Here is a 13373-nt window from a genome sequence, read left to right as displayed (position 1 = left end):
TTTACAAGGGCGTCCTAGGTATGCGTGACGTGGCATGCGGGCGCCGGTAGCGTGAGAACGTGATCACCCCCGAGACACCTCTTGTGCGCGTTCTGGACGAGACCGGACAGTTCGTCCCCTCCGCTGCCGCCGAGCAGTACCTGCCGTTGATCGAAGCGATCAGCGATGCAGAGCTTGAGCAGTTCTACCGCGACATGGTCGTCATCCGCGCCATCGACACCCAGGCGACCAACCTGCAGCGCCAAGGGCAGCTCGCGTTGTGGCCGCCGAGCCGTGGACAGGAGGCGGCGCAGGTCGGCTCCGGTCGCGCCGCCCGCGCGCAGGACACGATCTTCCCCTCGTATCGCGAGCACGCGGTGACGCGTATCCGCGGGGTCGACCCCGTCGACATCATCAAGCTGATGCGCGGCGTCTCGCACGGCGGGTGGGACCCCACCGACCCCAAGAACGGCAACACCCGTCTGTACACGCTGGTTCTCGGCTCCCAGGTGCTGCACGCCACCGGGTACGCGATGGGTCTCGAGTTCGACGGCAGGTCCGGCACCGGAGATGTCGACCGCGACGAGGCCGTCATCGTCTACTACGGCGACGGAGCATCCAGCCAGGGCGACGTGCACGAGGCCATGGTCTTCGCCGCGAGCTACCAGGCGCCCACCGTCTTCTTCCTGCAGAACAACCACTGGGCCATCTCGGTGCCGGTCTCGACGCAGTCGCGCGTCCCGCTCGTGCAGCGCAGCGCCGGCTACGGCATCCCCAGCGTCCGCATCGACGGCAACGACGTGCTCGCCAGCTACGCCGTATCGCGGGTGGCACTCGACGAGGCGCGCAGCGGACAGGGCCCCCGAGCGATCGAAGCGGTCACCTACCGCCTGGGCGCGCACACCACGAGCGACGACCCGACCAAGTACCGCGGCAGCGATGAGGAAGAATCGTGGGCGCGGCGCGACCCGATCCTGCGCATGCGCGCCTTCCTCGAGAACAAGGGTGCTGCGGCATCCTTCTTCGCCGAGGTGGATGCCGAGGGCGCCGACGCCGCGGAAGACCTCCGTGCCCGTTCGGTCGAACTCGGACCGCCGCCCGCAGGGAAGATCTTCGACCATGTCTACAGCGAGCCGCATCCGCTGATCGATGAGCAGAAGGCCTGGCGCGCACGATACGAGGCCTCGTTCGAGGGAGGACACGCATGACTCTCGAGACGATGCCCCTGAGCAAGGCCCTCAACGCGGGCCTGCGTGCGGCGATGGAGAACGACCCGAAGGTTCTGCTCATGGGCGAGGACATCGGGAAGCTCGGCGGCGTGTTCCGCGTGACCGAGCACCTGCAGCGCGACTTCGGCGACCGTCGCGTGCTCGACACCCCGCTCGCGGAGTCGGGAATCGTCGGCACGGCGATCGGCCTCGCGATGACCGGGTTCCGCCCCGTCATCGAGATCCAGTTCGACGGCTTCGTGTTCCCCGCCTTCGACCAGATCACCACGCAGCTCGCGAAGCTCACCAACCGACACGAGGGCGCGATCACCATGCCGATCGTGATCCGCATTCCGTACGGCGGGCACATCGGTGCCGTCGAGCATCACCAGGAGAGCCCGGAGGCGTACTTCGCGCACACTCCCGGACTGCGGGTGGTGTCGCCGTCGACGCCGAACGACGCGTACTGGATGATCCAGGAGGCCATCGCCTCGAACGACCCCGTGATCTTCATGGAGCCCAAGAGCAAGTACTGGCAGAAGGGCGAGGTCGACCTCGCCTCCTCCGCGGCGCCGCTGCATGCCTCGCGGGTGGTGCGCACGGGCACCGATGTCACGCTCGTCGGACACGGCGCCATGGTCACAACCCTGCTGCAGGCGGCCGCACTCGCCGAGGCCGAGGGAACCAGCTGCGAGGTCGTCGACGTGCGGTCGCTGTCGCCGATCGACTACGCGCCCCTGCTCGACTCGGTGCGAAAGACCGGTCGAATGGTCTACGCCCAGGAGGCACAGGGGTTCACGAGCATCGGCAGCGAGGTCGCGGCGACCGTGATGGAGCGGGCGTTCTACGCACTCGAGGCGCCGGTGCTGCGCGTCTCCGGCTACGACACTCCGTTCCCGCCCGCGAAGCTCGAGGGCGCGTATCTTCCGGATGCCGACCGCATCCTCGAAGCCGTGGACCGCTCGCTGGCCTACTGACACCGCTGTTCCATGTTCACAACTCCTCAAAAGCCGGCGCAGGGCGAGCTGCACAGACCCCTTCGGGCCGAATCCGGACCGTTTCTGAGGAGTTATGAACGAGGCACCCTCCGAAAGGACCGCTCATGAGCACGCAGAACTTCAACCTCCCCGACGTCGGTGAGGGCCTGACCGAGGCCGAGGTCGTGACCTGGAAGGTCGCCCCCGGCGACACGGTCGCCATCAACGACGTGATCTGCGAGATCGAGACGGCGAAGTCGCTCGTCGAGCTGCCGTCGCCGCACGCCGGCGTCGTGGGCGAACTGCTGGTCGCCGAGGGCTCGACGGTCGAGGTCGGCACGCCGATCATCACCTTCGTGACGGAAGCGGCCGGTGCCCCCGCCGTGGCCGTGGCGCCCGCTCCGGAAGAGGGCGGCGGCTCGGTGCTCGTCGGCTACGGCACGGGCGGCGGAGCGACCTCGCGGCGCAAGCGTCCGGCTGAGCGCCCCGTGCGCTCCTCGGTCGGCGTGATCGCCAAGCCCCCGATCCGCAAGCTCGCCCGCGACCTCGGTGTCGACCTGACGACGGTCGCGGCATCCGGTGCCGACGGCGAGGTGACCCGCGACGACGTCATGAAGCATGCGTCGCAGGCCAGTGTGTTCCGCAACATCGAGACGCCCGAATGGGGTGCCGTCCGCGAGGAGACCGTGCCCGCGCCGCAGAGCGCCCCGGTCGGACTCGCCCGTGGCATCGCCGCCCCCGCCGCTTCTGCCGGCGACGCCAGCCGCACCGAGTCGATCCCGGTCAAGGGCGTGCGCAAGGCCACATCCTCCGCCATGGTGCAGAGCGCGTACTCCGCGCCGCACGTGACGGTGTGGAAGGAGATCGACGCGAGCCGCACCATGGAGCTCGTCAAGCGCCTCAAGGCCTCGCCCGACTACGCCGACATCCGCGTCTCGCCGCTGCTGATCATGGCGCGCGCCGTGATCTGGGCCGCCCGCCGCACGCCGATGGTCAACGCCGCCTGGATCGAGACCGACTCCGGGGCCGAGATCGCGGTGCGCCACTACGTGAACCTCGGCATCGCCGCGGCCACACCCCGCGGCCTGCTCGTGCCGAACATCAAGGACGCTCAGGATCTCGGCATGAAGGAGCTCGCCAGGGCCCTGAACCGCCTCACGCTCACCGCACGCGAGGGCAAGACCAGCCCCGCCGATCAGCAGGGCGGCACCATCACGATCACCAACATCGGTGTGTTCGGGATGGATGCCGGGACGCCCATCATCAACCCCGGTGAGGCCGGCATCGTGGCGATGGGCACGATCAGCCAGAAGCCGTGGGTCGTCGACGGCGAGGTGCGTCCGCGCTGGGTGACCACGGTCGCAGGCTCCTTCGACCACCGCGTGATCGACGGCGACGGCATGAGCCGCTTCATCGCCGACGTGGCATCCGTTCTGGAGGAGCCCGCGCTGCTCGTCGACTGACACCGGCGTTCGACCGGCATCTCCGGCGTAGGTGATGACTCCGGCGTAGGCCGTTCGAGCTTGAATCGGCCTACCTTCGCGCGATCGCCTACGCCCGGACGGTGCGACACACGAGCGCAGCAAGGGCGGGGGATGCCGCGGGCTACGCCGAGGCGCGCAGCCGCTGCTCCGCGAGCAGGGGCACCGCGCGCTCCCGCGCGAGGCGGCGCGCGGTCGCCACGGCGCCGACCGACACCACTTCGGCGCCGAGCGTCGAGGCGAGGATCTCGGGCGCGGGCAGATGCAGTTCGTCCGGCAGGATGCGCCGGGCCGCGGCGAGCACGGGCTCGATGCTCTCGGCGACAGCTCCGCACACGATCACTCGGTCGGGGTCGTACATGCTCCCGAGCACGCCGACGATGCGGGCCACGGTGGCTCCGACACGGGAGGTCACGAGCAGGGCATCCGCATCGCCCGACGCCGCGAGCGTGAGCAGGAGGCGGGGATCGATGCGGTCACCCTCGACCAGTCGGCCGACTGCGCCGCCGGAGGCGATCTCGCCGGCGTCCATGGCCGAGCGCACCTGGTCCTGTACGGCGTAGCGGAGGCCGAAGGCTGAGCCGACGCCGACGATGTGGTCGAACACCACGCCCTCGCCGACGCCGCCGTGCGCGCCGTGCAGCACGTGCCCGTCGACCACCACGCCCCCGCCGAACCGCTCGCTCGCGAGCAGGGCGACGTAGTCGCGGCATCCGATCGCGGCGCCTTCCGCACCCTCCGCGATCGCGGCGAGCTGGGCATCGTTCTTGATCTGCACGACGGGCGCCCAGCCGCGCAGCGCCTCGGCGAGACCGGGGTTGGTGCGCTCCCAGAACCCGTCGGGATGCGGGGGCGAGATGCCGTCACGATTCACCGGCGCGGCCACGCCGATGCACACGGCCAGGACGTCGCCGCGCGCGTGTTCGGCCTCGGTCAACGCATCATCCATCCGTCCGAGGATGGTCTTGCGTCGCTCGGCGGCGGATTGCGAGGGATCGAGGTCGGTGCGGTGGTGCACGAGCGCGCGGTCGCGCAGATCGGCGACCGTGACGGCGAGGTGCGTGTCGCCGGCATCCACGCCGATCACGACTCCCAGCGCGGCCGACAGCACGAAGCGGCGGGAGGGGCGGCCGGAGCGGTAGCTTCCGGCGACGCGGGCGTTCGGGAGCTCTGTCAGCACGGCTGCGCCGACGAGCGTGTCGATCGCGTCGATGGCGGTGGAGCGGGTCATCGACGTGCTCGCCATCACCTCGGTCGCGGTGAACTCCCCGGTGGTCCAGGCGAAGTCGAGCACGGCACCGACGCTCGCGCGTCCGGTGCCCAGGTCTGCGGAGACTTCTGTCACAGGCCTTGACCTCCCTCTCATCCAATGAGAGAGTACCGTTCGACAAAGTAAATTCGCTCACTAGATTTAGTACGCGGATCTACATATCGAAAGGACGACGGTGTCTGTGAATCGAACACGCGCGGTGCGCTGGGTCGCCGGGGCCCTCGGGCTCACGCTCGTCGGGGCCGCTCTCACGAGTTGCGCAGCCGGCTCCGGGGCGGAGACCATCCGCTTCACCTTCAGCAAACGCGAGGCGATCGGCTTCATGACCGAGCTGGTCGCGGCCTACAACGCCTCGCAGGACGACGTGCGCGTCGAGATCGACACCTCGGGCGTCGACGTCGTCTCTGCCAGTTTCGTGCGGGGCAACCCGCCCGACATCATGCTCGCCAACTACAACTACGAGATCGCCCGCTTCGTGCAGCGCTGTGCGCTCACCGACCTCTCCGAGACGGATGCGGCGTCGGACATCCGCGACGACCTGCAGCCGCTCATGGATCAGTACGGTTCCTGCCCCGGTCGCACGAGCGCCCTTCCGTACTCCGTGATGGCGGCATCCGTCATCTACAACAAGGAGATCTTCGAGGCGCAGGGTCTCGAGGTGCCGAAGACCTGGGATGAGCTCATCGCCGTCTGCGACCAACTGAAGGATGCCGGCATCGACCCGTTCTACGCCACGTTCAAGGACGACTGGACCGTGGGTCAGGGCTGGTACGACTACACCGCCGGCGGCTCCGTCGACGTGATCGACTTCTTCGACGCACTCGCCCAGGAAGGCACGGGGGTCGGCCCCGACTCCGACGTGTCGTTCCAGAAGGACTTCGCCGAGCCCATGGATCGGATGATGCTGCTCGCCGACGAGTACACGAATGCGGATGCCGCGAGCCGCGGCTACGGCGACGGCAACCTGGCCTTCGCGAAGGGCGAGGCGGCGATGTACCTGCAGGGCCCCTGGGCTTTCAGCGAGATCGCGAAGACCGCGCCCGACCTCGAGCTCGGCACCTTCCCGTTGCCCATGACCGACGACCCCGCCGACCTCGGCGTGCGCGTCAACATGGACCTCGCGGCGATGATCCCCGAGGGATCACGGCATCAGGAGGCCGCCCGCGACTTCCTCGAGTTCCTCTACGAACCTCAGAACATCGAGGAGTACAACGCCTCCCAGCTCGGCTTCACCCCGACCGACGGCGCCCCGGCGCCCGATGATCCGCGGGTCGAGGGAATGATCGAGTACTACGACAACGGGCAGATCTACCAGGGTCCGTCCGTGCTCGTCCCCAAGACGCTCCCGATCTTCAACTACGCCCAGGCGATGGTGCTCGGCGCGTCCACCACCTCGACCCTGCGCACCATGGATGCCGACTGGGCGAGGATCGCGTTCCGCGCTCCGATCCCGTCGACCCAGGACTCGGCATCGGGCGACGCATCCGCATCCGGCGAGACAGAGGAGTCCGCGCCATGACGAACACCGCACTGCCGAACCCGGCAGCTCCCCGCATCACCAAGCCGAACACCCCGACCACCGACACCACGGCGATCGTCACCGGCGGGCCGCGCAAGCTCGGTCGGCGCACCCGCCGGGTCGAGCCGATCTACTATCTGTTCCTGCTGCCGACGCTCGTGCTCTTCACGCTCGCGATCACGGTGCCCGGGGTCATGGGCATCTTCTTCAGCTTCACCGACTCCATCGGGATCGGCGAGTGGAACTTCAACGGCCTGACGAACTACATCGCGATGTTCAGCGATCCGGCCATCCTGCAGAGCTACCTGTTCACGTTCGGCTTCTCGATCGCCACGGTGATCGTCGTCAACGTGGTCGCGTTCCTGCTGGCGGTGGGGCTGACCTCCCGCATCCGCTTCAAGACCGGGCTGCGCACCGTCTTCGTCATCCCGATGGTCATCTCGGGCATCATCATCGCCTACGTCTTCAACTTCCTGTTCTCCAACTCGATCCCCGCCGCCGGCGCCGCCACCGGCATCCCGTGGCTGTCGACGAGCCTGCTCGCGAACCCGGATCTCGCCTGGATCGCGATCGTGATCGTGACCGCGTGGCAGGCCGTGCCCGGCACGCTGCTGATCTACATCGCGGGCCTGCTCTCGGTGCCGGGCGAGGTGTACGAGGCCGCGAGCATCGACGGGGCGAGCAAGACCCAGCAGCTGACCCGCATCACTCTTCCGCTCGTCGCCGGCTACGTGGTGATCAACGTGATCCTCGGGTTCAAGGGATTCCTCAACGCCTACGACATCATCGTCGGACTCACCAACGGCGGGCCGGGAACCTCCACCCGCAGCGTCGCGATGACCATCATCGCGGGCTTCAACGGCGGCGACTACGCCTACCAGATGGCCAATGCGACGATCTTCTTCATCGTCGCCGTGCTCATCTCCCTGCTGCAGCTCTCGCTGACCCGCGGAAGGAACGCCCTCTGATGTCGACGCAGACCATCACCACCGTCACCGCCTCCGGGAAGAAGCCGCGCATCCGCATGGAGCGCGTCAACTGGTCCGGCACCATCATCCTGATCCTGTGCGCCGTCACCGTGCTGCTGCCGCTGTACGTGACCATCTCGATGGCGTTCAAGACCACGGAACAGGCCGTCGACGGGAACGCCTTCTCGCTGCCTGCCCCGTTCAGTCTGGAGGGATTCGTCGAGGCCTGGAACCTGACCAGGTTCCCCGTCGGCGCGGGCATCTCGCTGCTGGTCACCGCCGGTACCGTGATCGCGACCATCGTGCTCGCGGCGTTCGCCTCCTACGCGATCGTGCGCAACTGGGACCGCAAGCTGTTCCGCTACTCGTTCTTCTACCTGCTGGCGGCGATGTTCATCCCGTTCCCGGTGGTGGCGCTGCCGCAGATCCAGCTCACCGGGCGCGTGGGCCTCGACAACCCCTTCGGCGTGATCATCCTCGCCACGATGTTCCAGCTCAGCTTCAGCGTGCTGCTGTTCACGGCGTTCCTGCGTTCGATCCCGCTGGAGCTCGAGGAGAGTGCGCGCATCGACGGTGCCACGACCTGGCAGACGTTCTGGCAGCTCATCTTCCCGCTGCTCGCGCCGATGAGTGCCACGGTCGGCATCTTCGCGTTCCTGTACGCCTGGAACGACTTCATGATGCCGTCGCTCATCATCTCCGATCCGGCGTTGCAGACCTTGCCGGTGCGGCAGAACCTCTTCCAGAACCAGTTCAGCAACAACTACAACGTGTCGTTCGCCTCGTACCTGATGGCGATGGCCCCGGCGATCCTGGCGTACCTGTTCACGCAGCGCTTCGTCATGGAGGGTGTCACGCAGGGCGCCGTCAAGGGCTGAGACCTGGCGCCTCACCAGACCGCAACAACAAGAAGGAGCACCACCCCTATGACCGATGCGCTTCTCACCGCGTCCCACGAAGACGAGAAGACGGCCGCCTGGTGGCGGCAGGCGGCCGTCTACCAGATCTATCCGCGCAGTTTCGCCGATGCGAACGGCGACGGGCTCGGCGACATCCCGGGCATCGTCTCGCGCGCCGACTACCTGGCTGAGCTCGGCATCGATGCGGTGTGGCTGAGTCCGTTCTACCCCTCGGCGCTCGCCGACGGCGGGTACGACGTCGCCGACTACCGGAACGTGGATCCGCGCCTGGGCACCCTCGCCGATTTCGACGACATGGTCGCGGCTCTTCACGCGCGCGGCATCCGGGTCGTGGTCGACATCGTCCCGAACCACAGCTCCGACCTGCACGCGTGGTTCCAGGAGGCGCTCGCCGCCGGCCGCGGGTCGGCCGCCCGTGACCGGTACATCTTCCGCGAGGGCAGCGGTCCCGACGGCGCGGAACCGCCGACGGACTGGCGAGCGGCATTTGGCGGGAACGCTTGGGAGCGTGTCGCAGACGGGCAGTGGTACCTGCACAGCTTCGCCGTCGAGCAGCCCGACCTGAACTGGGACCACCCCGAGGTGCGTGCGGACTTCCTCCAGACACTGCGTTTCTGGTCGGACCGCGGCGTCGACGGCTTCCGCATCGACGTCGCGCACATGCTCACGAAGGACCTGACCGAGCCGCTGCCCAGCCAGGCGGAGCTGGACGCGATGGACCGCACATCAGGCCGGCATCCGCTGATCGACCGCGACGACGTGCACGAGATCTACGCCGAGTGGCGTGCCGTGTTCGACGAGTACGACCCGCCCCGTACCGCTGTGGCCGAGGCCTGGGTCGAGACACCCGAGCGCCGTGCGAAGTACGCCTCGGCGGAGGGACTCGGCCAGGCGTTCAACTTCGATCTGCTGGTCGCCGACTTCGTGGCCTCCGACTTCCGCCGCATCATCACCGACAACCTCGCCCAGGCGCATTCGACAGGATCGTCGACGACGTGGGTGCTGTCGAACCACGACGTGACCCGGCATGCCACCCGCTACGGCCTGCCGCCGCTGAACGGTCGTCAGATCAAGCAGGGCATCGAGTGGCTGGAGGCGGGAGGTCCGTCCAGCGGGGTGGACCGCGAGCGCGGGCTGCGTCGGGCGCACGCGGCGACGCTGCTGCTGCTGGGCCTGCCCGGCAGCACGTACCTGTATCAGGGCGAGGAGCTCGGCCTGCAGGAGGTCGCACAGATCGCGCCGGAGCACCGGCAGGACCCGGCGTTCTTCCGCGACGATGCCGGAGACGGGGTCGGACGGGACGGATGCCGCGTGCCACTGCCGTGGACCGCATCCGGTTCGTCCTTCGGCTTCGGCGCGGGCGAGGCGCACTTCCCGCAGCCCACGTGGTTCGCCGAGTATGCGGTCGAGGTGGAGGCCGCCGACCCTTCATCGACCCTGTCGCTGTATCGCGAGGCGCTGCGGTTGCGGCATCTGCTGCAGGCCGACGAGAACCTGGAGTGGATCGAGACCGGGCGAGCCGACGTTCTACGCCTCGCGCGGCCGAACGGGTGGCAGGTCGTGACCAACTTCGGCTCCGAGCCGTTCGACCTGGGCGCGGATGCCGCTGATGTCGTGCTGTCGACCTCGGCGCTCGCCACGGGCGCTCTTCCGGGCGACGCCACCGCCTGGATCGCACGAGCGTAGGCGATGGAGCGGAGGTAGGTCGATCCCAGCCGGATCGGCCTACCTCCGCGTCATCTCCTACCCCCAGACGAAGAACACACAGCCAATTTGATAATGGTTCTCATTAGCGTTTAGAGTGAGAGCATGAAGAAGCCCGTCGTCGCCCTCGCCCTCGCCTCCGTCGCAGCCCTCACCCTGGCCGGATGCACTGCCGCCCCTGCAGCGGGAGAGGGCGGCGACGGAGCGATCCAGGTCGTCGCGAGCACCAATGTGTACGGCGACATCGCCGCGCAGATCGGTGGCGACCGCGTCGACGTGACCTCGATCATCGAGTCCGCCACACAGGATCCGCACTCGTACGAAGCCACGGCCCGCGACCGGCTGACCGTGCAGAAGGCCGACCTCGTGATCGAGAACGGCGGCGGCTACGACGCGTTCGTCGACACGCTGCTGCAGGATGCGAACGACCCGCACGTCGTCACCGCGGTCGAGTACTCGCACGACTTCCCCGGCAACGAGGGCCATGACGACTCCGCTGACGAGGCCGAGCACGACCACGATCACGCCGAAGACGCCGAGGGCCACGAGGGTCACAACCACATCGAGGGCTTCAACGAGCACGTCTGGTTCGACCCGCACACGATGATCCACGTCGTCGAGGCGATCACCGACGAGCTGAGCGAACTCGACCCCGACGGCAAGGCCGACTTCGAGGCGAACGCGGCGGATCTCACGGCAGACCTCGAGGGCTTCGAGGCCGACCTCGCCGGGCTCCAGGCCGATGCCGAGGGCGTGAACGTCTTCATCACCGAGCCGCTCCCCGGCTACCTCGCCGCAGCCGCCGGTCTCACCGACGTCACACCCGAGGGTTTCGCCGAGTCGGTCGAGGAGGGCACCGACGTCGCCCCCGCCGTGCTGCTCGAGTCGCTGAACGTGATCGACAGCGGTGAGGTGGGTGCACTGCTCACCAACGCGCAGACCGGAGGCGCCGAGACTCAGCGGGTCGAGGCTGCCGCGAAGGATGCCGGCATCCCTGTCGTCGCCTTCACGGAGCTGCTCACCGACGGATCGTCGTACTCTGAGTGGATGCGTGACGCGATCCAGAGCCTCGCCGCCGCGATCCAGTCGTGAGCGCCGGCGCTGCCGCGCGCGCAGCGACGCCGGATGCCACGGCGAGCCCCGTCCTCGAGATCGCGAACGCGTCGCTGCATCGCGACTCCCGCGAACTCTGGTCGGGGCTCGACCTCTCGGTGCAGCCCGGCGAGTTCATCGCGGTGCTCGGGCCGTCCGGCTCGGGCAAGACCACCCTGCTGCGCAGCATCCTGGGCCTGCAGCCCCTGTCGTCCGGCACGATCCGTGTCGCCGGCGAACCGGTGCATCGCGGCAACTCGCGCATCGGCTACATCCCCCAGCAGCGTTCCCTCGCGCCCGACACCAGCATGCGCGCCCGCGACCTGGTCGCCCTCGGCGTGCAGGGCAGCCGCTTCGGGTTCCCGATCCCGCACCGCGGCGACCGCGCGAAGGTCGATCGGCTGCTCGAGGCCGTCGGCGCCGCGCACTACGCCGACCGGCGCGTCGGCATGCTCTCGGGCGGCGAGCAGCAGCGGCTGAGGGTCGGGCAGGCGCTCGCCGACGAGCCCTCGTTGCTGCTGTGCGACGAGCCCCTGTCGAACCTCGACCTCGCGAATCAGGTCGGGGTGACCGACATCATCGACCGCCAGCGCCGCGAGCGCGGTGCCGCGGTGCTGTTCGTCACGCACGACATCAACCCGATCCTGGGGCGCGTCGACCGCATCCTCTACATCGCGGGTGGACGCTTCCTGCTCGGCACCCCCGACGAAGTGCTGCAGACGCGCGTGCTCACCGAGCTCTACGGCACCCCGGTGTTCGTGCTGCGGGCGGGTGATCGCCTGGTCGTGGTCGGCGTTCCGGATGCCGAGCCGCACCACTTCCATGATGACGACCACGACCACGGAGGTGCCGCATGAACGTCGTGACCGGCACCGTCCTCTCCGGCATCGTGCCGATGGTCGACTGGAGTGACGTCTTCTCCTTCCAGGACTACGGCGAGCTCGTGGCCCTGCTCGCGAACTCGATCATCGCCGGCGCCGTGCTCGGCATCGTCGGCGGCCTGATCGGCGTCTTCGTGATGCAGCGCGACCTCGCCTTCGCGGTGCACGGGGTGAGCGAGCTCTCGTTCGCCGGAGCCGCGGCTGCGCTCCTGTTCGGTGGCAGCGTGGTGGTCGGTTCGCTCGGCGGAGCGCTGGTGGCCGCGATCCTGATCGGGTTGCTCGGCGCGAAGGCCCGCGACCGGAACTCGATCGTCGGGGTGCTCATGCCGTTCGGCCTCGGCCTCGGCATCCTGTTCCTGTCGCTCTACGACGGACGCAGTGCCAACCGCTTCAGCCTGCTCACCGGGCAGATCGTCTCGGTCTCGAGCCCTGACCTCGGATGGCTGATCGGCATCAGCGGTGTCGTGCTGGTCGGACTGCTGGTCATGTGGAATCCGCTGCGCTTCGACTCGCTCGACCCCGAGTCGGCCGCGGCGCGCGGTGTGCCGACCCGCGCGGTCAGCCTGCTGTTCATGGTGCTGCTCGGACTCATCGTCGCGGTCAGCGTGCACATCATCGGCGCGCTGTTGGTGATGGCGCTGCTGGTGACCCCGGCTGCCGCAGCGATGCGGATCACCGCGGGGCCGGTCGCTGTGCCCCTCCTGGCTGCGCTGTTCGGTTTCGTCTCGGCCGTCGGCGGCATCCTGCTCGCCCTCGCCGGAACCCTCCCCGTGAGCCCGTACATCACCACGCTGTCGTTCACGATCTACGTGGTGTGCTGGATCGTACAGCGCTCGCGTGCCCGCGTGCGGCGCGTGGCGGCGTGATCCCGGTCCGGCCTCACGTCCTTTCCCAGCCCTCGGCAATGCCCGCCGTTTAGACTCTCGGTATGGCTCAGCGGAACACCTGGCAGCGCGAACGCGTGCGCGAAGCACTCGCCGACGCGCGCGGTTTCGTGAGCGCGCAGAACCTGCACGCCTCGCTGCGCGACGACAACACCGGCATCGGACTGGCCACGGTGTATCGCGCACTCGCCGGACTCGCGGCGTCCGGCGATGCCGATTCGCTGCAGAGCCCCGAGGGCGAGGCGCTGTATCGGGCCTGCACGACGCAGGGCCACCACCATCACCTCATCTGCCGGTCATGCGGTCTGACGGTCGAGATCGAGGCCAAGGACGTCGAGCAGTGGGCTCATCGCACCGCGGCGCTGCACGGATTCACGGATGCTGCACACGTGGTCGACATCTTCGGCCTGTGCACCCCCTGCGCGAACAAGCGCGACGCCGAGCGGGCAGCGAAGGCGTGAGCCCCTCGACGAGCGCGGGGACCCGGCCC

The 13373-nt window shown here is 68.5% G+C and carries 12 protein-coding genes; 11 read left to right on the top strand and 1 reads right to left on the bottom strand.

The window, feature by feature from the left end; genetic code table 11:
• The first annotated feature begins 59 nt into the window (after window positions 1-59).
• From pdhA to P0Y60_00565, 3 genes are all read left to right on the top strand, one after another.
• The gene (gene pdhA, locus P0Y60_00575) at window positions 60-1187 is read left to right on the top strand and encodes a pyruvate dehydrogenase (acetyl-transferring) E1 component subunit alpha (protein WEK61285.1); all 1128 of its coding nucleotides are present in this window, start codon (window positions 60-62) and stop codon (window positions 1185-1187) included.
• Window positions 1184-2164, top strand: coding sequence for an alpha-ketoacid dehydrogenase subunit beta (locus P0Y60_00570; protein WEK61284.1), 981 nt, complete (start codon window positions 1184-1186; stop codon window positions 2162-2164). Before pdhA ends, P0Y60_00570 begins: the two co-directional genes overlap by 4 nt.
• 125 nt (window positions 2165-2289) lie before the next feature.
• Window positions 2290-3627 carry a dihydrolipoamide acetyltransferase family protein gene (locus tag P0Y60_00565; GenBank protein WEK61283.1) on the top strand — a complete coding sequence of 446 codons (1338 nt, stop codon included), beginning with the start codon at window positions 2290-2292 and terminating at the stop codon, window positions 3625-3627.
• A 142-nt stretch (window positions 3628-3769) separates the two neighbouring features.
• Here P0Y60_00565 and P0Y60_00560 read toward each other — a convergent pair whose 3' ends face one another.
• The gene (locus tag P0Y60_00560; protein ID WEK61282.1) at window positions 3770-4990 is read right to left on the bottom strand and encodes an ROK family protein; all 1221 of its coding nucleotides are present in this window, start codon (window positions 4988-4990) and stop codon (window positions 3770-3772) included.
• A gap of 100 nt (window positions 4991-5090) precedes the next feature.
• Here P0Y60_00560 and P0Y60_00555 point away from each other — a divergent pair, with 100 nt between their 5' ends.
• From P0Y60_00555 to P0Y60_00520, 8 genes are all read left to right on the top strand, one after another.
• Window positions 5091-6434 carry an ABC transporter substrate-binding protein gene (locus P0Y60_00555; protein WEK61281.1) on the top strand — a complete coding sequence of 448 codons (1344 nt, stop codon included), beginning with the start codon at window positions 5091-5093 and terminating at the stop codon, window positions 6432-6434.
• Window positions 6431-7402 carry a sugar ABC transporter permease gene (locus tag P0Y60_00550; protein ID WEK61280.1) on the top strand — a complete coding sequence of 324 codons (972 nt, stop codon included), beginning with the start codon at window positions 6431-6433 and terminating at the stop codon, window positions 7400-7402. Before P0Y60_00555 ends, P0Y60_00550 begins: the two co-directional genes overlap by 4 nt.
• Window positions 7402-8280 carry a carbohydrate ABC transporter permease gene (locus P0Y60_00545; GenBank protein WEK61279.1) on the top strand — a complete coding sequence of 293 codons (879 nt, stop codon included), beginning with the start codon at window positions 7402-7404 and terminating at the stop codon, window positions 8278-8280. Before P0Y60_00550 ends, P0Y60_00545 begins: the two co-directional genes overlap by 1 nt.
• Window positions 8281-8328: 48 nt before the next feature.
• On the top strand, window positions 8329-10008 hold the full coding sequence (locus P0Y60_00540; GenBank protein WEK61278.1) for a glycoside hydrolase family 13 protein: 1680 nt from the start codon (window positions 8329-8331) through the stop codon (window positions 10006-10008).
• A 123-nt stretch (window positions 10009-10131) separates the two neighbouring features.
• Window positions 10132-11118: a zinc ABC transporter substrate-binding protein gene (locus tag P0Y60_00535; GenBank protein WEK61277.1), complete on the top strand. Its 987-nt coding sequence runs from the start codon at window positions 10132-10134 to the stop codon at window positions 11116-11118.
• A complete protein-coding gene (locus P0Y60_00530; GenBank protein ID WEK61276.1) occupies window positions 11115-11975 on the top strand; it encodes a metal ABC transporter ATP-binding protein in 861 nt (286 codons plus the stop codon). Before P0Y60_00535 ends, P0Y60_00530 begins: the two co-directional genes overlap by 4 nt.
• 38 nt (window positions 11976-12013) lie before the next feature.
• The gene (locus P0Y60_00525) at window positions 12014-12865 is read left to right on the top strand and encodes a metal ABC transporter permease (protein WEK62834.1); all 852 of its coding nucleotides are present in this window, start codon (window positions 12014-12016) and stop codon (window positions 12863-12865) included.
• A 62-nt stretch (window positions 12866-12927) separates the two neighbouring features.
• On the top strand, window positions 12928-13344 hold the full coding sequence (locus P0Y60_00520; GenBank protein ID WEK61275.1) for a transcriptional repressor: 417 nt from the start codon (window positions 12928-12930) through the stop codon (window positions 13342-13344).
• The last annotated feature ends 29 nt before the right edge of the window (window positions 13345-13373 follow it).

It is taken from the genome of Candidatus Microbacterium colombiense (assembly GCA_029203165.1).
Taxonomy (GTDB): domain Bacteria; phylum Actinomycetota; class Actinomycetes; order Actinomycetales; family Microbacteriaceae; genus Microbacterium; species Microbacterium colombiense.
Note: the sequence above shows the minus strand (reverse complement) of the source record. Positions and strands in the feature narration are given on the sequence as shown.

Bases quoted from the DNA above. Each gene is read 5' to 3' on its own strand.
- P0Y60_00550 (WEK61280.1), top strand. From the start codon at position 6,431: ATGACGAACACCGCACTGCCGAACCCGGCAGCTCCCCGCATCACCAAG.
- P0Y60_00535 (WEK61277.1), top strand. From the start codon at position 10,132: ATGAAGAAGCCCGTCGTCGCCCTCGCCCTCGCCTCCGTCGCAGCCCTC.
- P0Y60_00570 (WEK61284.1), top strand. From the start codon at position 1,184: ATGACTCTCGAGACGATGCCCCTGAGCAAGGCCCTCAACGCGGGCCTG.
- P0Y60_00565 (WEK61283.1), top strand. From the start codon at position 2,290: ATGAGCACGCAGAACTTCAACCTCCCCGACGTCGGTGAGGGCCTGACC.
- P0Y60_00525 (WEK62834.1), top strand. From the start codon at position 12,014: ATGGTCGACTGGAGTGACGTCTTCTCCTTCCAGGACTACGGCGAGCTC.
- P0Y60_00520 (WEK61275.1), top strand. From the start codon at position 12,928: ATGGCTCAGCGGAACACCTGGCAGCGCGAACGCGTGCGCGAAGCACTC.
- P0Y60_00545 (WEK61279.1), top strand. From the start codon at position 7,402: ATGTCGACGCAGACCATCACCACCGTCACCGCCTCCGGGAAGAAGCCG.
- P0Y60_00540 (WEK61278.1), top strand. From the start codon at position 8,329: ATGACCGATGCGCTTCTCACCGCGTCCCACGAAGACGAGAAGACGGCC.